Origin of the sequence: Enterococcus sp. PF1-24 (genome assembly GCF_029893325.1) — a bacterium.
Taxonomy (GTDB): Bacteria; Bacillota; Bacilli; order Lactobacillales; family Enterococcaceae; genus HY326.
Genome location: NZ_JARXWL010000017.1, coordinates 43,061 through 61,823, shown reverse-complemented (window position 1 = coordinate 61,823; position 18,763 = coordinate 43,061). Strand labels below are relative to the sequence as shown.

At 35.8% G+C, this 18,763-nt stretch carries 15 protein-coding genes, 1 pseudogene and 1 other annotated feature; of the genes and pseudogenes, 11 read left to right on the top strand and 5 right to left on the bottom strand.

The genetic code is table 11. From position 1 onward, the window contains the following. Positions 1–201 precede the first annotated feature (201 nt). Both M2139_RS08965 and M2139_RS08960 read right to left on the bottom strand, forming a co-directional pair. On the bottom strand, positions 202–717 hold the full coding sequence (locus M2139_RS08965) for a hypothetical protein (RefSeq protein ID WP_280738432.1): 516 nt from the start codon (positions 715–717) through the stop codon (positions 202–204). Between the two features lie 67 nt (positions 718–784). Further along, positions 785–1,654, bottom strand: a complete 870-nt coding sequence (locus M2139_RS08960; RefSeq protein WP_280738433.1) for a Cof-type HAD-IIB family hydrolase — start codon at positions 1,652–1,654, stop codon at positions 785–787. A gap of 142 nt (positions 1,655–1,796) precedes the next feature. Here M2139_RS08960 and M2139_RS08955 point away from each other — a divergent pair, with 142 nt between their 5' ends. Both M2139_RS08955 and pta read left to right on the top strand, forming a co-directional pair. Further along, a complete protein-coding gene (locus tag M2139_RS08955) occupies positions 1,797–2,477 on the top strand; it encodes a uracil-DNA glycosylase (protein WP_280738434.1) in 681 nt (226 codons plus the stop codon). A gap of 251 nt (positions 2,478–2,728) precedes the next feature. Continuing rightward, positions 2,729–3,709 carry a phosphate acetyltransferase gene (pta, locus tag M2139_RS08950; RefSeq protein WP_280738435.1) on the top strand — a complete coding sequence of 327 codons (981 nt, stop codon included), beginning with the start codon at positions 2,729–2,731 and terminating at the stop codon, positions 3,707–3,709. A gap of 62 nt (positions 3,710–3,771) precedes the next feature. Here the strand turns inward: pta and M2139_RS08945 are convergent, their stop codons facing one another. The 3 genes and pseudogenes from M2139_RS08945 to M2139_RS08935 all read right to left on the bottom strand — a co-directional run bounded on the left by M2139_RS08945 (position 3,772) and on the right by M2139_RS08935 (position 9,044). Continuing rightward, positions 3,772–6,714: a MucBP domain-containing protein gene (locus M2139_RS08945; RefSeq protein WP_280738436.1), complete on the bottom strand. Its 2,943-nt coding sequence runs from the start codon at positions 6,712–6,714 to the stop codon at positions 3,772–3,774. A gap of 284 nt (positions 6,715–6,998) precedes the next feature. Beyond that, positions 6,999–7,522, bottom strand: a pseudogene (locus M2139_RS08940) (gamma-glutamyl-gamma-aminobutyrate hydrolase family protein); the annotation flags it as partial. A 121-nt stretch (positions 7,523–7,643) separates the two neighbouring features. After that, entirely contained in the window at positions 7,644–9,044 is a 1,401-nt protein-coding gene (locus M2139_RS08935; RefSeq protein ID WP_280738437.1) for a sigma 54-interacting transcriptional regulator, read from the bottom strand. Positions 9,045–9,311: 267 nt separating this feature from the next. Here M2139_RS08935 and M2139_RS08930 point away from each other — a divergent pair, with 267 nt between their 5' ends. The 9 genes from M2139_RS08930 to M2139_RS08890 all read left to right on the top strand — a co-directional run bounded on the left by M2139_RS08930 (position 9,312) and on the right by M2139_RS08890 (position 18,763). Further along, complete coding sequence (locus tag M2139_RS08930; RefSeq protein ID WP_280738438.1) at positions 9,312–10,082, top strand: cyclase family protein; 771 nt, start codon at positions 9,312–9,314, stop codon at positions 10,080–10,082. Positions 10,083–10,213: 131 nt separating this feature from the next. Next, positions 10,214–12,193 (top strand): sodium:solute symporter family protein, encoded by a 1,980-nt coding sequence (locus M2139_RS08925; RefSeq protein ID WP_280738439.1) that lies wholly within the window; start codon positions 10,214–10,216, stop codon positions 12,191–12,193. A gap of 15 nt (positions 12,194–12,208) precedes the next feature. Beyond that, positions 12,209–13,036 (top strand): 3-keto-5-aminohexanoate cleavage protein, encoded by an 828-nt coding sequence (locus M2139_RS08920; RefSeq protein ID WP_280738440.1) that lies wholly within the window; start codon positions 12,209–12,211, stop codon positions 13,034–13,036. A gap of 24 nt (positions 13,037–13,060) precedes the next feature. After that, positions 13,061–14,239, top strand: coding sequence for an acetyl-CoA C-acetyltransferase (locus M2139_RS08915; protein WP_280738441.1), 1,179 nt, complete (start codon positions 13,061–13,063; stop codon positions 14,237–14,239). Positions 14,240–14,256: 17 nt separating this feature from the next. Then, positions 14,257–14,943 carry a 3-oxoacid CoA-transferase subunit A gene (locus M2139_RS08910; RefSeq protein WP_280738442.1) on the top strand — a complete coding sequence of 229 codons (687 nt, stop codon included), beginning with the start codon at positions 14,257–14,259 and terminating at the stop codon, positions 14,941–14,943. Beyond that, positions 14,924–15,595 (top strand): 3-oxoacid CoA-transferase subunit B, encoded by a 672-nt coding sequence (locus tag M2139_RS08905; protein WP_280738443.1) that lies wholly within the window; start codon positions 14,924–14,926, stop codon positions 15,593–15,595. Before M2139_RS08910 ends, M2139_RS08905 begins: the two co-directional genes overlap by 20 nt. Positions 15,596–15,746: 151 nt before the next feature. Then, complete coding sequence (locus M2139_RS08900; protein ID WP_280738488.1) at positions 15,747–16,193, top strand: GNAT family N-acetyltransferase; 447 nt, start codon at positions 15,747–15,749, stop codon at positions 16,191–16,193. A gap of 117 nt (positions 16,194–16,310) precedes the next feature. After that, positions 16,311–16,358 (top strand) — a sequence feature (sodium ion sensor (DUF1646 type); this cis-regulatory element may regulate processes involved in with the transportation of sodium ions). 109 nt (positions 16,359–16,467) lie between these two features. Further along, entirely contained in the window at positions 16,468–16,788 is a 321-nt protein-coding gene (locus M2139_RS08895) for a hypothetical protein (protein ID WP_280738444.1), read from the top strand. Next, complete coding sequence (locus M2139_RS08890; RefSeq protein WP_280738445.1) at positions 16,778–18,763, top strand: V-type ATP synthase subunit I; 1,986 nt, start codon at positions 16,778–16,780, stop codon at positions 18,761–18,763. Before M2139_RS08895 ends, M2139_RS08890 begins: the two co-directional genes overlap by 11 nt.

Here is an 18,763-nt window from a genome sequence, read left to right as displayed (position 1 = left end):
ACTATTTTCAATTTGAGTTCAAAACTATATTTAGCCATAAAAATACCGACCTCCAAATGTTAGATTTTTGGTCTAACTTTTGGGGGTCGGTACAGTACTCTTAAATGATAAGCTAGCTGTTTTTGTGGTTGAATGGATTTTCGCCACTATAATTTGATTCTGCATTTTGCTCGAGAGCTAAACAAGCTTACTCCGCTTTTCTTAATTAAACAGCCAGTTTAGTTGGGGGCCGTTGTCTTTTTTGCGTTTGCGGGAATACAGCCAATAATCTAAGACGGCAGCGATACAGATACAAACGGGTGCATCGGTTTCGTCTGATATATCTAAAACATAGTAATCTCCAGAAAAAAGAGTAGCTTTATCCATTTTCATAACAGTATGGTTGAAATGTTGAATTTTATATTGGTGGTTATAAATATTTCCTTGGGCAATCCAGTGAAGTTGACGAATGTAATAAAAATCGCCGGGCCAATTAAAAATTTTCTTCATGGTACCCACTTTATCAAATTGATAATAAATATCAAAATTTTGACGAGAGGCTAAGCCGACTTGCTTGATGCTAGCAATTAATTCACCGTTCATGGCATAAAGAGAAAGGGCATCCCCCCGCGTTCCCCAACGACCAACTAAAAGGAAGAGCGACTGACCTTTTTCATCTTTAACAATGGTTCTGGTGACATTACTTAATTGCTTTTCTTGAATGAAAAACTCTGGCATAGTTCTTCACACCTCGTTTCAATCTGGCTTTTTCAAGTTGTTGAAAAAGCATTCGATTTTGTCAGAGTTATAGATTTTCCGCCATTGCCCGTAAAATTGCTTTACCGACACCATGCTCTAAATTAGTATCAGTGACATATTTTGCGTAGTCTTTAACTTCGATTTCAGCATTGCCCATGGCAAAACTTACACCGGCTAACTGCAACATACTAGCATCGTTAAAATTATCACCAATCGTCATAATTTCTGCTAAATCAAAGCCGTGTTCTTTGGCAACATGAGCTACTGCAATGCCTTTTTGGGCATTTTTATGATTGATTTCAATGTTGTTCGTGCCAGAAGAGGTTACCACCACATCGTCTAAATCAGCAATTCTTTTTCCAACAGGGCCTAAAATGCTAGGGCCTTCGCTAGAGAAACAAATGATTTTTAAAACTTCAATCTCTGGTTGGCTCACCACTTCACGAATACTATCAACATAATTAATGTGCAACATTTTTAAATTTGCCGCCGCCATAGCAATTGCCATTTTATAAGTTAGGTGATCTAAATGACTAGTCAACATTGAAGCGAAACTTTCGATTCGCTGGGTTTGACTTTCAGAATAGATTCCCTTATTAGTAGAAACTTCGTAATAAATATTGCGTTCATCTAATAAACCTAAAATTTGATTGGTTTCTTTCTTATCGATTGGAACGCTAAATAAAGAGTTTCCAGCTTTATCAAAAACTTGCGCACCGTTTAAAGTAATCATGGCACATTCAATGCCGGCTTCTTCTAATGCAGATAATGCTTCTTGACGATTGCGGCCAGTCGCTACCATAAACTCAATTCCACAAGCTTCAGCTTCACGAATCGCATCAATATTTTCTTGAGAAATCAGCATTTGTGCATTCAATAATGTACCATCCATATCAGAGGCAATTAATTTAATCATTAATTATCACACCAACCTTACTTTTAAGAATCTTTTTTTATTCTATACTTGTTAAGTGTACCATATTTTGAGATACTTTTGCTGATAGGATGAAATCTTTCATCGTTTTAAAGGTAAAAATTAGAAAGGATTTAAAGAAAATATGAAAACATTCATTAATAATAGTTGGCAGGAAGTTTTGCAAGATGAGTTTACTAAACCTTATTATTTACAGTTGCGAGAATTTTTAAAAACAGAATACCAATCACAAGTTATTTATCCAGATATGTATCATATTTATGAAGCCTTATCTTTAACCCCTTACGAAAAAACGAAAGTTGTGATTTTAGGGCAAGATCCTTATCATGGCCATAATCAAGCCCATGGCTTAGCTTTTTCGGTGCAACCAGGGGTGAAAATTCCGCCATCATTAGTCAATATTTATAAAGAATTGCAGTCTGATTTAGGAATTGCGCCAGTTAATCATGGTTATTTAACCAAGTGGGCAGAGCAGGGAGTGCTACTTTTAAACACTGTTTTAACAGTGCGTAACGGTCAAGCATACTCTCATCGGGGCAAAGGCTGGGAGTTATTTACAAATAGCGTGATTGAAAAAATTAATCAACGGGAAATCGGCGTGGTTTTTATTTTGTGGGGGAAACCAGCCCAAGAAAAAGCTTCCATGATTGATACAAGTAAACATGTGATTTTGAAAGCGCCCCATCCAAGTCCGTTATCAGCTCATCGCGGATTCTTTGGTTCTAAGCCATTTTCTAAGACGAATGAAGCTTTACAAGCTTTAGGGCAAGAAACTATTGATTGGCAATTGCCTGAAACAGTATAACAGAAAATAAGCTTCTGTTATAATTTTTTGAGTACAGTTGACTTTTTGAAAAGGCGTTTTTATCATTGGTTTAAAGAACCTTGGTTTCAGCTAATAGTGGAGATAATGCTTGATTTAGTCCGTAATTATTAGCTGAATGTGGTTTTTTAGTTTCTGAATAAATTTCTGAATTTTTATCTGAAACAGGGTTGGAATCTGTTTTTGTTTTATGGTAGAATGTAAATGAAATTAATTATTTGGAGGTTATTTTTGTGGAATTGTTTGATCATTTAAAATTTAAAATTGTTCGTCGCAAAATCAAAATTGCTTTTCCTGAAGCAACAGATGCTCGCATTTTAGGTGCTGCCGCTCGTTTGAAAGCAGAAGAATTAGTTGAACCAATCTTAATTGGTAACAAAGAAGAAATTGCTGAAAAAGCTAATGCTCGTGGTTTAAATGCTGAAAACTTCATTATTCTTGACCCTGAAAGCTATGATGGTTGGGATGCAATGGTTGAAGCTTTCATTGAACGTCGAAATGGTAAAGCAACTAAAGAAGATGCTGAAAAAACGCTGAAAGATGTTAACTACTTCGGTACGATGTTAACGTATATGGGCTTTGCAGACGGCATGGTAAGTGGTGCGATTCATTCAACTGGTGATACTGTTCGCCCGGCTTTACAAATTATCAAAACAAAACCAGGTGTGAGCCGAACAAGTGGTGCGATGATTATGGTTCGCGGTCGCGATCAAGAAAAATATTTATTCGCCGATTGTGCGATTAACGTTAATCCAACTGCCCAAGAATTAGCAGAAATCGCTGTTTCTTCAGCAGCAACTGCTGAATTGTTTGACATTGATCCTAAAGTTGCAATGATGAGTTTTTCAACTAAAGGCTCTGCCAAAGCAGAAGAAGCTTTGAAAGTAGTTGAAGCAACAAGAATTGCTCATGAATTAGCACCAGATTTATGCTTAGATGGTGAATTACAATTTGATGCAGCTTATGTTTCTTCAGTTGGTCAATTAAAAGCACCAGATTCACAAGTAGCTGGTAAAGCAACAGTCTTTGTCTTCCCAGAATTACAATCAGGAAATATCGGTTATAAAATTGCCCAACGTCTAGGTGGCTTTGAAGCAATTGGCCCAATCTTACAAGGCTTGAACAAACCCGTTTCAGATCTTTCTCGTGGCTGTAATGAAGAAGATGTTTACAAATTATCAATTATTACTGCCGCTCAATCTTTAGTAGATTAGGCTATATAAATAGTAAAAAGTGTTAGTTGCTAAATTTAGCAGCTAACACTTTTTTAGTTTAATTATCTTGCACTATAAAAGGCAATGCCTTCATCTTGCCAACCTAAACCGATTAACCAATCAGCTTCAAAGCGGCTTCTAGTAAATAAATGTGAACCAGGACCAGTTGCGTAAGGATTGAAGACCCGATAGATAGGATAGCCTAATTCTTCAGGAACCATATAAAAGGCAATGCCTTCTTTATTCCAACCTTCAGTAGCCACAGCTTCATATTCGTTAGCATCTAACGTATAGAAGTGTTCGCCAGAATTTGGATTATATAAGCGATAAACTGGTTTTGCCTGTTGGTAGCTAGGCGTTACGCTGTAAAAAGCAACACTTTCTGCTTGCCAGCCTAAACCAACGATCCAATCATATTCTTCTTTGCTAGTGGTGTATAGATGATCACCGTCATTTAAATTATACGCCCGCCAAATTGGAATTAAAACTTCATCCGGGACAGTAGTATCGGGATTACTTGGATTCCCAGGATTTCCCGGATTCCCAGGGTTGCTATTTGATTTATAAACATAAGTCACTACAATTACTTCATTAGTAAATAAACCAGTTGGATTGCCAATCACTTCGGTAAAAGTATAACCAGTAATTTCTTTTTGAGTGGTGCTATATTCAGCACCTGCATCACCAGTTTGTAAAATATCCGCTGAAATTGGTGTGCCTTTTTCATCTTGATATTGAGCAAGTACAAAGCCTTGGTTAGTATTTGCTTCTAATTTGTGATAGCTTAATTTTACGGTTTGTGCTTGATCAGAGATAATGCCACTAATTGGGCTTAAATCATCAGCTGTCACAACACCATTAAAAGTATAACCAATAATATAATTAGCTTCAGCATGATAACGATCGCCTAAATTACCTGTTAAAATAATATCTTCGGCAATTTTTTCAACTGGGTTGCCATTAATATCGTATTCCCAGTATTCAACTGTGATTGCTGCAGGCTGTAAAATTTCCCATTTGGCATACAAAGTAATTGAATTTTGCAGGTTTTCAATTTGACTGCCAACCGTATAAACAGGATCAACATCCGGTGCATTTAGTGTCCAGCCAACAAAACGATAGCCATCTTTTACCAAATCACCTTCAGCTAAAAGTGTAGTTGAATCGCCAACGTTATAAGCATTACTATCAACAGGTGTAGTACCTGTACCACCATTGGCATCATAAGTAACGGTTAATGTTGAAGTACCCCAAACGGCATATAGTGTTTGATCGCCAACAACTAAACTAGTTGGTAAATCCGCTTTAGCTAAACCAGTATCAGGAACGGTTGCTGCAGGGTTGATCGACCAGCCTAAAAATTCATCAGTACCTGTTTTTTTAGGCTCCGGTGCGTTTGTTGTGACAGTTAAATTATCATAGCCTACTTGATAGTAAGTATCTGGGTTTTCACCCTCATAATAAATAGTGCCATCATAATCAGTTAATGCTGATAATTCAAAATAAGCATCTTCATGATTGACATCATACTTAATCCAACTAATTTCAACTGCACCAATATCCGCTGGTGAAGCACGTGGGAAGTCTCGTTGATCCACAGCTGGTGCACCAGTTAAATCAGCAATTATATTGTCAGCTAATTTTTCAGGAGCAATTGGTAAAGTAGGGATAACAATACGTTGGAGATCATAAGTCGCTCCAGCTTGAATATTGCTGTAATTTGGCACTAATTCGATTGCTGCAGTACCAAAAACATCTGCCAAAGTTTCAGCAACGGGTGTCCCGTTGTCGTAACCAAGGTTATTGCTGATATTGCCAGTGTTAGGGACGTTGCTTTGATCAGCAATATTACTTTTTTTATCATTAGTATTTCCCTGCGCAGAATTGTTAATAAAAATATTATTAACATAATAACCTGCTGATACGTTGTAATAGAAGCTTGGTTTAATAAAAGCTAAATGGCCGTTATGTCCGATGGCACCGCCGTTATATTTGGCTACGTTATTTACAAAGGTATTATTATAATATTGAATTCTGGCTGTATATTGAGAGGTGCCAGCAGAGTTAGCAAAAACTTGAATTGCGCCACCACTATTAGAGCTGGCGTCAGCTCCTAAGGCTTTATTGCCATAAAAGGTGTTATTATTAAAGATAATACCATCGCTAATTGTATCTTGAGTCTGAATTAAAACCGCACCGCCATCATCACCAGCGATATTTTCTTCGAAAGTGTTACCATCAAAAAGAACATTTGTATTGGCTTTAACGTTCCATAAAGCGATCGCACCACCGTCAGCCAGCTTGCCATTTGCAGAAGGACTTTCTACAGCAACATTTTTATAGAAGTAATTATCTTTAAAAGTGGTACTAGAGCCTGCTTTTGGTTGGAAAATATAAATTGCACCACCCTCGCCACCAACATTGGTACCAGTTGTTAAGGTTTTATTATCTTTAAAAGTATTATTGATAACAGTAAAACTCCCATTATGGTTTTTAGTAGCAATTGCGCCACCAGAATAGCCATTGGCATTAACAGTATTAGCTTTGAAGCTGCTATTTTGAATAGTGACATTAGCGCTAGAATTATGTGTTTCAAACTGAATTGCTGCGCCATCAATGGTAGTACCAGCAATGTTTTGGAAGTCGACATTATCAAAAATAATTTGACTACCAGCAGTTTTAGCTGCAGCCAGTATTCCGCTAGTCCCACCATTAATCCGCAAATTTTTAATGGTTAATTTACCAGATACTTCAACTCTTAGTAAAGTATTAGTATCTGAGTATGTTCTGTCTTGACCATCAAGAACAATATTCTTGTCAGCGGGGATACTAAAAGATCCAAAGCTATGAATATCTGTAGGGATAGCTATAGGAATAATTGTTTCTTCGTTTGCTGGTGCGTTTACAATTGCAGTAGTTAACTCCCCAGGTGTTGTGACTGCAGGAACGGTAGCTGCCTCGTTAGGTGTTGTAATAAGCAGTAATCCTGATACCAGCGCCAGCAATCCTCCTAATAAATAGTTCTTTTTCTTCATTATTTTGGTATAAAAGGAATTTATTTTCCCTCTACACCATCACTTCCTTTCTTTTATAAAATAGTAACTTCATTGTAAAACCGCAGTTCTATAAAGTCAAACGAAGGTTTTATAAATCGTAACGGTTACATTATTCTTCAATAATATAGTGTTTAATAATAAAAGACTAGATAATTGCTTGATTTTTAGTAAGAAGTACAAAAAATAATGCTCACTAATGATTTAGCAAGCATTATTTAATAATATTTTTCTAATTATAATTCATGAACAAAATAATCAAAGAGTTGTTGCTCGTTTCGATTAACATGATGGGTTAATTCAGGATGCCATTGGACACCTAAAATTCGTTGTGAGTCGTCAATACTTTCAAAAGCTTCCACTAATCGATCTTCAGACCAAGCGATTCTCTTAAGCTAGGTGCTAATTTTTTAATTGCTTGATGATGAAAAGAATTCACACGATAATTTTCTGGTAAAAAACTTAAGCGACTATTTACATCAACTGTAATATTATGAGTAGCAAAGCTTGGTGGAGTAGGGACTTGATTATGTTTAACTTGCCAGTTGTCATATAAAGATAAATCTTGATATAAAGTGCCACCTAAAGCAACATTCAATAAATGAATCCCTCGACAAACTGCAAAAATAGGTTTCTTTTGGTGAATGGCCTCAAGAACTAAAGTCATTTCAAAGGTATCTCTAGCTGGATTAGTCGCTAGTAATTTGGGATGAGGCACTTCGTTATATAAATGAGGATCCACATCTTGACCGCCAGCAATCCCGATAATTGTTTTACTCATACTAAATAACCTTTCTTAATTGAAATTTTATAGCTAAGTTTAGTGTACCATGCGATTGATTTCTAAGGAGAAAGATTTGCTTAATAGGAAAGCTGGTTAGTTAATCTAAGGTAATTTGATATTTCTTTAATTTCTTATAGAGTAATGTTCGAGAAATTCCTAGCTGTTCAGCTGTCTTCTTTTTATTTCCGTTGAGTTGACTTAAAGTTTCCCGAATTAAAGATATTTCTAATTCCTGTTTTGTAGTTTTCATATTTCTGTTAGATCCTGCTAAAACATTTTGTTTTAAGTGACGACAGTTAGTCAAATCAAAGTAATCAGCAAATTCTTGCCAAGTTAAATAACCTGAAAGTCGACTGTTCATAGCACGTTCTAAAACATTTTGTAATTCACGAATATTTCCTGGCCAATGATAATGTTGAAATTGTTCTAATACATAAGAATCAATACCAGTTACGCTAGTCCCTAGTTGCATATTAAGCCTTTTAATAATCGAATCTATTAATAAAGGTAAATCTTCAAGCCGCTCTCTTAAAGGCGGAATCCTAATTGTAATCACATTAAGTCGATAGAATAAGTCATTACGGAACAGTTTCTTTTCAACTAATTCTCGTAAAGGAATATTAGTTGCTACTATTAAACGTACATCAATATAGATTGTATTCATACCGCCAACTCTTTCAATTTCTTGTTCCTGAATAGCTCTCAATAATTTAGGTTGAATGACCATTGACAAATGGTTGATTTCATCTAAGAAAAGGGTTCCTTGATTAGCTAATTCAAATTTCCCCATTTTTCCTTCAGCTTTTGCTCCAGTAAAGGCACCATATTCATAACCAAAAAGTTCGCTTTCTGCTAATTCTACAGGAATAGCGGCACAATTTAATTTTATTAGAGGTTTTTCACTACGATTACTTAGCATATGAATAGCATGGCTTACCAATTCTTTACCAGTACCAGTTTCTCCTTCGATAACAATATTTGAAGGAGAATTCGCTGCTTGGTAAATGAGCTCTTTCATTTTTTTTATAGCTTTACTTTCACCAATAATACTGTCAATAGAGTATTTACTTGCTCTAAGCTTTTGCAATTCTTGGCAATAATAATTTCTTTCAGATTGCAATTGGTTAAAAGTTTTTGAAAAGATAGTTGCTTCTTTTAAATCGTGAAAAATAGTTTGAATAATACATCCAATTACTTTTTTTTCATGAAATAAAGGGAAATAGGAAACAAATTGTTGGCCAATATTATCAGGTTTAATTCCAACCGGATAAGCAATGATGGGTGTTTTATTTTCCATTGCTTCAAGAGCCTTAGTTTCGGGGAAAAACTCAGTTACTTTTTTACCAATAACTTCACCTGGCAAACAATTGAAATAGCTAGCCCATGATTGCGTGACATACGTATAATTTCCTAAACGATCCAAAATAGCAAAAGTACCTAACTGCTCAAAAACCATCTTTGAAAATAGAGGGTTCTCAAAATTAAAATGATTTTCCATAGTGTCCTCCAACTTAGCGAATAGAGAATAATTTTTATGTAAATAAAGCGTTATCATTATTTTACATGTAAACTTTTGTATACACAAGATTTGTTAGAAAAGATTTAGATTTTTGTAGATATAAGTTGTGTAAAAGTTTACAAATCGGCTTTTTATATTTTTTCTATTGATAATACTTGTTTGGCATAAAACTTGCTTAATATAAAGACGAATCAAAAACCAATATAGTCAAACATAATTTTTTGACTAAAAACAGGAGGACTTTTTATGAAAATCATTGATTTATCTATTCCAGTTGAACATGGATTGGTGAGTGATCCACCGCAACAAATTCCGAAAATTAATTATCAAAATCATCAACAAACAGCAGAAACGATGGCCTCTTTTTTTGGAAATGCAACAATAGAGGATTTACCAGAAGGCAATGGATGGGCGATTGAGTTTATTAACTTAAGTACACATAGCGGGACCCATGTAGATGCGCCATATCATTATTATCCAACTATGAATAATGGTGAGCCTGCTTGGAAAATTGATGAGATTCCATTGGAGTGGTTTATTGGAAATGGCGTTAAAGTAGATTTTCGGGATAAGCCTGATGGATATAAAGTAACTGCGACAGATTTTGAAGAATACTTCAAAAAAATTGATTATGAATTGCAAGCTAAAGACATTGTTTTTATTAACACTGGTGCGGACAAGAAATGGGGATCAAAGGAATATTTGGTTGCTGGTTGTGGAATGAGTGCTGAAGCAACTAAATGGTTATTAAATAAAGGTGTGCGTGTTTGTGGTACAGATGGTTGGAGTTGGGATGTTCCGTTACCATTTACTGGCGAAGAATTCAACAAAACTGGTGATGCTTCTATTATTTGGGAAGGTCATCGAGTTGGTAGAGAACAAGCTTATTGTCATATTGAAAAACTGACCCATTTAGATGAGTTACCAACAACCGGATTTCAAATTATTTGTCTGCCTGTAAGTATTAAGGGAGCAAGTGCTGGTTGGAGTCGTGTAGTAGCAATTGTAGAAGACTAAAAAAAAGACTAAAATTAATAGCTAAATGAGTTGGCATTTTTTCATAATAAATATAGAAATATTTGTAAAAAATATTTTTTATTTTGATAGAATAGCCAGCTAATCTAGCTAAATATAGGGAGAAATCAATTATGGATGCTAATATTATTTTTTTATTAATGTTTGTTCTGTTTGCTTCAGTATTAGTTGGAGCGGGCTTGTATTCTAAGCGTTGGGTTAGTGATTCATCAGATTTTATTTTAGCTGGTAGAGAAGTTTCTACGATTATTAATATTATGGGAGTTTCCGCAATTGGTTTTGCTGGAACAACTATTGCTTTAGCGCCAGGTTTTGCGGTGCAATTAGGTTTGAAAGGAGCCCTTGGTTGGGGACTGATTTATTCTGGTTTCGGTATTATTGTGTTCGGTTTACTTTTCTCTAATTTTATTCGTCGTTGTGGTGCACAGACGTTACCTGAGTATTTAGAGATGCGTTATGGGAAAACAGTACGTTCAGTTGTAGCAATTACCAGTGTGATTGGTATGGCAGGAATTTTAGCTAATAATATTGTATCTTGTGCAAATACGATTACTGGTTATACAGGTTGGAATCAAACCTTGGTTATCGGAACATTATTTTTCATTATTATTGCATTTACTTTTATCTCGGGACTGTGGGCGGCAACGATTACCGATTTTATTCAAGTAAGTATTGGTTTAGTAGCAATTCCAGTTTTGTTAACTATGCTTTTTCAACGTTTTGGTGGATTAGATGTAATTGCTTCTAAATGGCCTGGCGGAGATTTTATAAATACAGGAATTGGTGGAGCACAAATTCCTAATACGGCTTTAACTTATCCATCAATTTTAAATTTTATCATTTGTTTTGCAGCTGCACTAGTTTGGGGAAATAATTATTATTGGATGAAAATTGCTTCTTGCAGAAGCGAAAAAGTAGCTAAAAAATCATTTGTAATTGCTGGAATACTATTAATTGTGGTGTTTATGATTCCTCTAGCACTAGTTGGACTATTTGCAGGTGCTCATTTTACCAATCAATTTATGATTGCTGGGACTGGTGGTACCTTAATTCATACAGCTGCATATGGGGTGATTGTAAAAATTTTCCCACCATTATTAGGTTCATTTTTTGTAATTGCAGCTGTGGCGGCTTCGATTTCTACTGCCTCAACTTCTGCGATAGGAGCAAGTGCTGTAGCAACTCGTGATATTTATCAACGTTTAATTAATCCGAATGCTACAAGCGAAAAAACTTTAAAAGCTTCAAAAGTAATTATGATTTTAATTGGTCTTTTGACCTGGGGGATGTGCCAGTTTCCTGGAGGACCTACGTATCTATTTGCTTTTGCTAATTGTTGGTTAGTTCCACCAGCAATTTTATTAGGACTTGGCGTGATTTGGCCAAAATTTAATGAAACAGGGGCATTATGTGGTGCATTAGCAGGAATGATTACAATGGTTTCTTTCACTATTTTAGGAGATATTTTAAATATATTTAATATCAATCAATATGTTTATCTTGCTTCACTAGGGTTTGCTGTAACGTTAATAGTAGCTGTACTTGCAAATTTATTTGGAAAATCTCGTTATTATAGTCAAACAGCATGGGAAAGAGTACCTACTACTTCAAATAGAGAAGAAGTAGAACTGGAAGAACTTGATTTGAAGCTACTTGAAATGATTAACCTTGATCATAAATATATGGCGGATTTAACAGATGCTTCAGGATTAGATTCTAATTTAACAGGTTTTGCAATAGAACGTTTAGATCGTGGCGGTTATATTTTACGTGAAGGTATGACCGGCAGTAAGTTTTATACTTTCATGATTACAGAAAAAGGGAAAGAAATTTTACCTAAGTTATCAGAAAGACAGGCAATGTTAGCTAACAAACATTTAAATGAGTTATATTTTGATTTATTAATGCTTGTTGATCGAGCGCCTGATAAACAAGCTGAATTTGTAAAACAAAATGAAATTAAATCTATGTATATGGCCGCGATTTCTTCACATTTAACAAGACAAGGATACATTATTGAAAAAGGGCTGTTTAAACGTAGATTAGAGGTAACAGCTAAAGGTAAAGAAGTTCTAGAAGAATTTAGTCATTAGGAGGTAAAAAGTTTTATGAAAAAGAAAACAATTATAACTGTGGCAACAACAGGTGCATGGCCGACTAAAGAGCATAATCCTAATATTCCGATGACGCCAATGGAAATAGCAGATGATGTTTATAAATGTTGGAAAGCTGGTGCAGCGATTGCACATTTGCATATGAGAGATGATGATGGCAAAGGCACGATGTCAGTAGACAAGTTTGAAGAGACAATTCAATTGATTCGAGAAAAATGTGACATAATTATCAATTGTACAACGTCAGGAGATTTGAAAGCTACTAACGAAACTCGACAAATTCATTTGAAAAAATTGCAACCTGAAATGGCATCTTATGATTGCGGGTCAATGAATTGGATGCATAATACTTTATTTATTAATCATCCTAAATTTTTAGAAGAATTAGGGCAAACCATGCAAGCATATAATATTAAACCAGAAATCGAGATTTTTGATGCAGGGATGGTTTACAATTCTTTTCATTACTTGAAAAAAGGAACTCTGAAAGGTCCGTTACACTATCAATTTGTATTGGGAGCTGCAGGAGGTAGCGCAGCGACTGTTGAAAATTTAGTTTATTTAAAGAGTTTAATTCCGGAAGAAGCAACTTGGTCAGCTTTAGGTATCGGTAAAGGACATGTGCCAATTATGTTAGCCGCTGTTGCCATGGGTGGACATTTACGAGTGGGTATGGAAGACAATGTTTATTTTTCTCCTAAAGTTTTAGCAGAAAGTAATGCACAATTAGTGACTAGAGCGGCAGATATTGTTCGAATTGCGGGCAATGAAGTGGCAACAGTTGCCGATGCAAGAGAGATATTAACTTTAAAAAATAAGTAGTTTATGCTAAGGGGTGTATATTTAATGAAAGAAATTGTATTAGCTGGAGCTTGTCGAACAGCCATTGGTAAATTCGGCGGAAGCCTTTCAAAATTTTCTGCAGCTGAATTAGGATCAATTGTAATTAAAGAAGCGATTAAACGTAGTGGAATTAAAGCAGAGCAAGTAGATGAAGTCTATATGGGATGTGTATTACAAGCTGGACAAGGGCAAAATGTTGCTCGTCAAGCAGCAATCAAAGCAAAAATCCCTGTAACTGTTCCAGCAACAACTCTTAATATTCTATGCGGTTCAGGTTTGCATGCTGTTAATTTGGCAGCTGCACTTATTGATTCTGGACAAGCAGACATTGTTGTTGCAGGCGGGACAGAAAATATGTCTCAAACACCATATGCTTTAGAACAGGCTAGATTTGGCTATCGTTTAGGCGATGGCAAATGTAAGGATCTCTTATTAAACGATGGTTTACATGATGCATTTGAAGGGTATCATATGGGTATTACGGCAGAGAATATTGCTGAAAAATACGGAATATCTCGAATGGAACAGGATGAATTTGCAGTTTTGAGCCAACAAAAGACTGAAAAAGCTTTAAAAGAAGACAAGTTTGCAGAAGAGATTGTACCAATCAAGATTAAAACACGTAAAGCAGAGATTGTGTTTTCTATTGATGAATATCCACGAGAAGGCGTCGATTTTGAAGGACTAAGTAAACTGTCACCAGCATTTAAAAAAGAAGGGACAGTTACTGCTGCAAATTCTTCAGGAATTAATGACGGGGCGGCAGCGATTGTTGTTATGAGTAAAGAAAAAGCTGATGAATTAGGCGTAAAACCGATGGCAAGATGGGTTAATGGTGCAGTAGCTGGTGTAGAACCAAGTATTATGGGAATGGGACCTGCTGCTTCGACTGAAAAATTATTTAAAAAGACAGGCATGACGTTGACAGATATTGATTTAATCGAAGCTAATGAAGCATTTGCAGCTCAAGCCTTAGCTGTAGGAAAGATGTTAAATTGGGATTTAAACAAAGTCAATGTAAATGGTGGAGCAATTGCCTTAGGACATCCAGTCGGTGCATCAGGATGCCGGATTTTGGTTACTTTATTGCATGAAATGAAAAAACAAGAGGCTAAATATGGATTAGCTACTTTATGCGTTGGCGGCGGAATGGGTGTTTCTAGCATTGTTGAAAATTTATAAAACCATGGAGGAGTCTGATGAATAAAGTTATAGGCTTAAAAGAAGCAGTTAAGAAAATAGAAAGTGGCATGACATTAATGGTAGGAGGATTCATCGGTTGTGGTAATCCTCATAGAATAATTTCTGCTCTGGCTAACAGTGATGTAACTGATTTAACTTTAATTTGTAACGATGGCTCTATTATTGATCAAGAAGGTAGTTGTTATGGGGTTGCAAAATTGATTGCCAATCATCAAGTGAAAAAAATAATTGCAAGCCATGTAGGAACAAACCGGGAAGTTGCGAGGCAAATGAATGCTGGAACTTTAGAATTGATTTTAGTTCCTCAAGGAAGTTTAGTGGAAATGATTCGTGCTGGTGGCTCAGGTTTAGGGGGCGTGTTAACACCAACAGGAGTAGGAACAATTGTTGAAGAAGCTGAACATGTCCATAGCCGAATTGAAATTTCTGGTAAGCAATATTTATTAGAGAAACCTTTAGTTGCTGATTTTGCTTTAATTAGCGGATATCAAGTGGATTTTTTTGGAAACACTTGGTATAAAGGAACCACTCGGAACTTTAATGAAGTAATGGCGCTAGCTGGACATCAAGTAATTGTTGAAGCAGATCATTTAGTCCCAATCGGAAGTATTCCTCCAGAAGATATTCGAACACCGGGAGTGTTAGTCGACTATATTGTTGAAGGTGGTTCTTTTAATGAATAAAAATGAGAAAAAATTTTTTATCGCATCCAGAGTTGCTAAAGAGTTTAAAGATGGAGATTTTGTAAATCTAGGGATAGGTTTGCCAACGCTTATTCCTGAATACCTACCTCAAGGGATTTCAATTGTTTTACAAAGTGAAAACGGAATTGTCGGTGTAGGAAGAAAAAAGGAAGCAGATAATGGCGAGGGATTTTTTGTTACAGATGCAGGTGGAAATCCTGCTTCTGTAACTGATTATGGCGCTTTTATTGATTCCGGTTTTTCATTTTCTTTGATTCGAGGGGGACATGTAGATTTTACTGTATTAGGTGCTCTTGAGGTAGACGAAGCAGGAAATTTAGCTAATTGGATTATTCCAGGGAAAATCGTGCCGGGAATGGGTGGAGCGATGGATTTAGTTGTAGGGACCAAAAAAGTTATTATTGCGATGGAACATACCGCTAAAGGAAAACATAAAATATTGAAAGAATGTACTTTGCCTTTGACAGCGACAAAATGCGTAGATTTAATTATTACAGAAATGGCAGTATTCGAAGTTAACGAAAAGGGACTTATATTAACTGAATATAATCCTGAATTTACATTAGCAGATATTAAAGCGAATACCTCTGCAATTTATCAAATTTCTGAAAATTTGAAATCAATGATTTGAAATTAATAACTATGAAGCTAGTCAGCGCAGATTCCCTCACATTTTTGCTTTAAAAAAACATAAAAGCTATAATATCTCTAAACAAAAAATTTGGGGGATTTAGTTGGCAATTAAATTTCGTGAAGCTGGATTAACTGATTTACCAAAAATCATGGAAATTGAACAGCAAGGTTTTACACCAGAAGAAGCAGCTAGTGAAAGAGCGATGGTAGAACGTATAGGTATCATTAGCGATAGTTTTATTGTAGCAGTTAACGGAACAGAAGAAATTTTAGGTTATGTGGTTGGTCCGGTAATTTCACAACGCTATTTAAGCGATGAGTTATTTGATAAAACGACGGCTAATCCTACAAAAGGTGGCTTTCAAGCTATTCTCAGTTTGGCAGTGGAACCGTCTTATCGCAAGCAAAAAGTAGGGAGTGCTTTGTTAGCTGAAATAAAAAGAATTGCTATTTTTCATGAAAGAATAGGGATTACTTTAACATGTTTAGCTGAATTGGTGCCTTATTATGAAAAACAAGGCTATTCTGCGGAAGGTTTATCTAATTCGCAACACGCTGGTGAAGAATGGTTTAACATGGTGTTACTACTGAAATAATTGCATAAATAATGTTAGTTTTTATAAGAGAAATGAAAAAAATTAATATTTTATTAGGATAAACCTTATTTTTGCAAAAGAATTTTGTTATACTAAGAACATCTGAATATTTACAATGGTTGGGCGTAAGCTTCAAGGATTTGGTTCTTCAAGGGGTGAGAAGAACAAGATTTTTGTGCGAGTCCAAGTAAACTGTAATAATAGGGACTGCAGACTTTCAGCGTTTTATGAAAGAATGGGTCCCTTTTTCTATTGTTGGAGAGGAAGTGAGAATTTGTTAGAAGCATTAAAGGCAATTCGTATAACGGAAGAAAAAAATGATTTAGATAAACAGGAACTTTTGGCGAAAATTAAAGAATATTCAGATGAGCAACAAAATGCCTTAGAGGAACTGAAAATTAAGAATCAAGAATTATTGACTGAATTAGCAGCAGAAAAAGAAGCAGCAGAAATTGCACAGTTGCAAACTGAACGGCAAGAGCTTTTAACAGAAGCGCAAGTTGTTCGTGATAATTTGCAACAACAATACGAAATGCATAATCAAGAGGCAATTGATCAGATTATTGAGAGGGTGAAAGTAACCTATGGCAGTTAGTAAAATGACAAAAGTTACGCTTATCTCTGATAAATCTTATAAAGAAACACTTTTGCAGACTGTTCAGGGTTTACAAAATACTGAAATTCGTGATTTAACTAAGTCTAACGAAAGTAATCAGTGGGTGCAGCAGTATTTTGGTCATAGCAAGGAAGAGGCTGAAGATAGCCGCGAAAGTGATTATGATCGTTTACAGCAAGAAATTACTGAAAGTATTCAATTTATTGAACGGTATGGTAGTAATAAGAAACAAAAAGCGCTCTATTTAAATCGTCAAGCTCTTTCGTTACAAGAAATGGAAGCTGTTTTTGATGAAAAAAAATTTCGCGAGCGTTTGAAAAAAGTTTTAGGTTTAAAACAGCAACGTGAACAATTAGTGAAGCAGCGTGAAGATTTACTGCAAAAAGAAGAATGGTTGACAGGCTGGCAATATTTAGATATTAATCCGCAAATGGTTAATTCTAAGTTTGTCAAATTGCAACTAGTTCGCACCAGCAATCAAGGCAGTATGGCTTTGATTGAAAAAATGGACACTTTACAACTTGTCCATTTAGAAAAAGTTTTTTCTGATGAAAAAGAGGTACTGTTGGCTTTAATTTATCATAAGCAAGTTGCTGAAAAAGTCCAAGGTGTGCTTACCGAATTGGGTGTTCAGCTGGAAGAGTATCCTTATGAAGAAAGTCCTAAAACGGTTTTACAAGAGGTTAAAGTTCAATTAGGTAAAGTCTACGGACTGGAAGGCGAATTAGCTATAGCAATTGGCCAAGAGCGTTCTTTCATTAAAGAGTTGCAGTGGGCAGAAGAAGTGATTTTAGCTTTAACCGAACGCGAAAAAGTAAAACAACAGCTTGTGCAAGCTCGTTATCTGGTAATTATTCAAGGGTGGTTAAGTGTGGATGAGCAGCCGCTTTTCACAGAAGCTATTGAACAACAGTTTGGTAAAGACGAAATTTATCTGGCTTTTGAAGAACCGACTGAGTTAGAGATTGAAGAAGAAGTGCCGACGAAGTTAAAGAATAGTCCGTTAGTGGCACCTTTTGAAATGCTAACTGAAATGTACGCTTTGCCTAAATATCAAGAAATTGACCCAACACCATGGATGATGCCCTTTTATTTAGTCTTTTTCGGGATGATGGTTGCGGATGTCGGTTACGGCTTATTAATGTTAATCGCCACGGTTTTAGCAAGTAAGTTTTTAGTTTTACCTCGCAGTATGGAAAGATTTATGAAATTTTTCAAAATTTTATCTTTTCCAACTATCATTTGGGGCTTGATTTATGCTTCTTGTTTCGGGGTAGCTTTGCCATATCAAGCGATTTTATCCACTGAGGATGATGTTATTCAAATTTTAATCATCTCGATTATTTTTGGTTTCATTCAATTAATGGTAGGTTTATTCGTAGCTGGTAAGGAACATTTGCGGCGTAAAGAATATCTAGATGCTATTGGTAATGGCTTTGCTTGGCAAGGAATTTTGCTAGGGATTGCGATTGGCGTTATGGGGAGTTTATTGCTCCATAGTGACGGTATCATGATGGCAGGGATTGTTGTGGCGGTTATTTCTGCTTTGGCGGTTTTAGTCGTGCCAATTTTGCAATCAAAATCAAAAGTAGTTGGTGCCGCTGTAGGTGCCTATAATTTATATGGCATCACTGGCTATATTGGTGATATTGTCAGCTACACGCGTTTGATGGCACTGGGGATTTCTGGTGGTAGCATTGCTGCGGCTTTTAATCTGCTAGTTGATTTTATGCCACCTGTCGCTCGTTATACAGTCGGGATTGTTTTGATTGTCGCTTTACACGCTTTAAATATTTTCTTAACACTATTAAGTGCTTATGTGCATGGGGCACGTTTGCAGTATGTAGAGTTTTTCGGGAAATTTTATACCGGTGGCGGTCGAGCTTTCAAGCCATTAAAAACAGCGGAAAAATATGTCAATATTGAAGTAAAAGAAAAATATAAGTCGCCGTAA